Genomic DNA, 3329 nt, shown 5'->3' on the forward strand with positions numbered 1-3329 from the left:
GCCTGCGGCGCGCGGGTAACGGGCGTTGATCTGGCGTCGGCGCTGTCAGCTGATCAGGTGGCCGCCATCCGCGCCGCCTGGCTGGCGCATCATGTGCTGGTGTTTCCCGATCAGCACCTGAGCGATGACGATCTGGAACGCTTCACGCTGGCGATGGGCGGCTTTGGTGAGGATCCGTACATTGCGCCGATCCCTGGCCGCCAGCACATCATCGCCGTGACGCGCGCGGCCGATGAGACCGCGCCGATCTTTGCCGAAAACTGGCATACGGACTGGAGCTTTCAGGCGCGGCCGCCGGCTGGCACCTGCCTTTATGGCATCACCATCCCGCCGACGGGCGGCGACACGCTGTTTGCCAACCAGCATCTGGCGCTGGAGGCGATGCCGCCAGCACTGCGTGCCCGCATCGAAGGCCGCATGGCCATCCACAGCGCACAAAAGGCCTATGCCCCCGATGGTTTCTACGGCGCTGGAGATAAGGACCGCAGCATGGACATTCGCCCATCCGAAACCGCACGCGCCACGCAAACGCATCCCTTCATCCGCAACCACCCCGAAACCGGCCGTCCCGGCCTGTTCAGCTGCCTTGGCTATATCATCGGTTTTGACGGCATGGCCGATGCCGACGCGCTGCCGCTGCTGTTGGAGCTCTATCATTGGCAGGGGCAGGAGCAGTTTCAGTATCGCCACAAATGGCAGCCGAACATGCTGGTGATGTGGGATAATCGTTCGGTATTGCATGCCGCCACCGGCGGCTATCAGGGCCACGCCCGCCGCCTGCACCGCACCACCATCGCGGCGGCGTGATCGGCGGCGCTGCCTGAAACCGCCGTTTACCGGCGCTGTCCAGGACGTAGACTCATAAAGCCGCGCGGCTGCTTTCGCCCCATCCCGGTCGTAGCGCCGTCACTCTGAACAAGCACGCGTCGCCCCGGACTTGCTCCGGGGCCCCGCTGCCTCTCATCAAGCGAAGCAACAGGGCGGTTCACAGTCACAGCCATACCCAGAAAGCGGGACCCCGGATCAAGTCCGGGGTGACGGGGAAACGGCGGGTTACGCCTCAATAGCGGACGCTTCGTTGGCGATCCAGCGCTTCCTGGAAGCAGCCGTTCGTTCACCTTAAACCAGCCTCAGCGCAATGACCGACTTTGGGACATCGCGGCTGCGCCTGGCGGGGTTGCTGAACGACGACTTCTACCAAGAGCTGACGTTCGAGCGCTTGTTTGTGTAATTTCATTGAATGGAAGTGTGCGGTTTTCAATAAGTTACATTGTAATGTTACCTTAGCCCGCACCGTTGCCCCTCCGCTCGTCTTCATAACCGGAGGGCCTGTCTAGCCTCGAATCTTGTTCTGTAGATGCACGCCGTAGCACGACCGATTTGGCGACGGTCGTTCGAAGTTATCTGATTTAAGGTACTTCGGGAGCAGGCAATATCACAGTTTCTGAGGAGCTCGAGCAGCGCGGCGACCGTGTATTCATACCAAAAATCTTCGTCCGTTATCAATAGGATAAACTTAATCAATGGCTGGCTACTACGCCGTCCATTCGGCACGCCGCCAAAGAACCCATGGAATGGCTTGCTACCGCTGTGCGCACTTCCTATGCTCTGTCGCAGGACTGATGTTTTATTCCTCCTGACACCCGCAGAAAGGTTCCCGCCATGCCGAGTCCCTCAAAGCCGATTGCTTCGCTTGCGAACATGAAGCGGCTCCCTCGCGGTTTCCAAGCAAGTTCGCTGGACCGTCACGAGTTTTCGCCAGCGCATCTGGCGGATGTCAAAATGGATGATGACGATGAACCGGAGTTGGTGTTGAAAAAAGAGCCGAAAGTGAGGCTGCCAAAAGAACCTGCGGCCAAGATCAAGCCCACGCTGGATGTCAACAAATTCGTGAATTCGTTGAATCAACACCTGACGATCAGGACAGTCGGCCACGTCATGCAGCTCAACCAGAATGGCACGCCGATCTACTATGCCGCTGTTGGCTGGGCACATACCAAGATCAATGGCGAGAAAGTGTGGACCGCCGATACGAAAATGCACGTCGCGAGTGTCAGCAAGCTGCTCACGGCAATGGGCATGCTGAAAGCGCTGGGCACGCATGGCTTGAACCCCGACACCCGCATTGCCCAGTTCCTGCCCGCCTACTGGCAACAGGGTGAGAACATCAACCAGATCACCTTCGCGCACCTGCTCACCCATCGGTCAGGCTTCCGCGTGCCAGGAACCAAGACCGGCTTCCTCACCATGAAGCGGGAGGTGGCCGCCGGCGTGCAGAACGTTGGTGAGGATTCCGGCTACGAAAACGCGAACTTTGGTCTGATGCGCATCCTGATTCCCATTGTGATCGGCGACATCGATCGTGACCGGATGTTCCACCCGAATGCCGAGACAAATGACGTCATCTGGGACGGTATCGCCACCGACTTTTACCGCGACTACATGCAAGACAATGTCTTCGAACCCGCTGGCGTGTCAGGCGCGGGGTTCCTGCCGATGCCTGCCGCAGCCAACGGCGCCTTGGCCTATGCATATCCCAATGTCGGCCAAACTGGCTGGAATTCGGGGGACCTTGCCACGGTGGCCGGAGGCGCTGGCTGGCGCTTGTCGATCAAGGAACTGATGAGCGTGCTCAGTCATTTCCGGCGCACGAACAAGATCCTCACCCCGACTGCTGCGCTGGCCATGCTGAGCAAGGGCTATGGTCTCAACGGCAATGTGGAAACGGATGTCGGCACGATCTACGTGAGGAAGGGCGGCTGGGGATCGGGCGACCGCAAGGAACAATGCATTGCCTTGTTCCTGCCCGATGGCATGGAGCTCGCGGTGTTTGCGAATTCGGCCATCGGCCCTGACGATGAGAAAATCAAAAAGGTGGTGCTTGACAAGTACCTCGCGGCGATCTCGTAGCGGGCGCTGAACAGCGATCGGTCCTTGGCGCAGCCTGGCGCTCGGGCGGACATGAGAATGCAGGACGCTGGAGCCGCGCAAGGAGCATCTGGTCTCGCAGCCATGCGTGTTCGGGCAGTCGGCGGGCGCCAAAATAACGTCTGCAAACGGGGCAGCGTCTTGAACCTTGAGCAAGACCGCAATGAGCCGCGAAGATGCCACGCCGCTCAATCACACGGGAATGGCCGGTTCCGGCAACAGCCGCCTCTTACACATTGGTCGGGGAACGGCTTGAACTGGGTCGGTTCCAGCCATTACCTCGGCAATCTGCGGCAGGCCGCGCTGCCGTTTTCAACATGCAAAAGCAGCCATTCCGCTCACCGCCCATTGCAGACGTTTCCGCTTGTGAGTTCACGACCTGAAACCGCCGTTCAACGGCG

The 3329-nt window shown here is 59.7% G+C and carries 2 protein-coding genes; both read left to right on the forward strand.

Annotated features, from left to right (window positions below; genetic code table 11):
* On the forward strand, positions 1-807 hold an 807-nt coding region (locus ABWP50_RS09735), incomplete at its 5' end, for a TauD/TfdA dioxygenase family protein (protein ID WP_353217802.1).
* An 894-nt stretch (positions 808-1701) separates the two neighbouring features.
* Positions 1702-2910 (forward strand): serine hydrolase domain-containing protein, encoded by a 1209-nt coding sequence (locus ABWP50_RS09740; RefSeq protein WP_353217803.1) that lies wholly within the window; start codon positions 1702-1704, stop codon positions 2908-2910.
* Positions 2911-3329 lie beyond the last annotated feature (419 nt).

It is taken from the genome of Sandarakinorhabdus sp., assembly GCF_040398645.1.
Taxonomy (GTDB): Bacteria; Pseudomonadota; Alphaproteobacteria; order Sphingomonadales; family Sphingomonadaceae; genus Sandarakinorhabdus.

Bases quoted from the DNA above. Each gene is read 5' to 3' on its own strand.
- ABWP50_RS09740 (WP_353217803.1), top strand. From the start codon at position 1,702: ATGAAGCGGCTCCCTCGCGGTTTCCAAGCAAGTTCGCTGGACCGTCAC.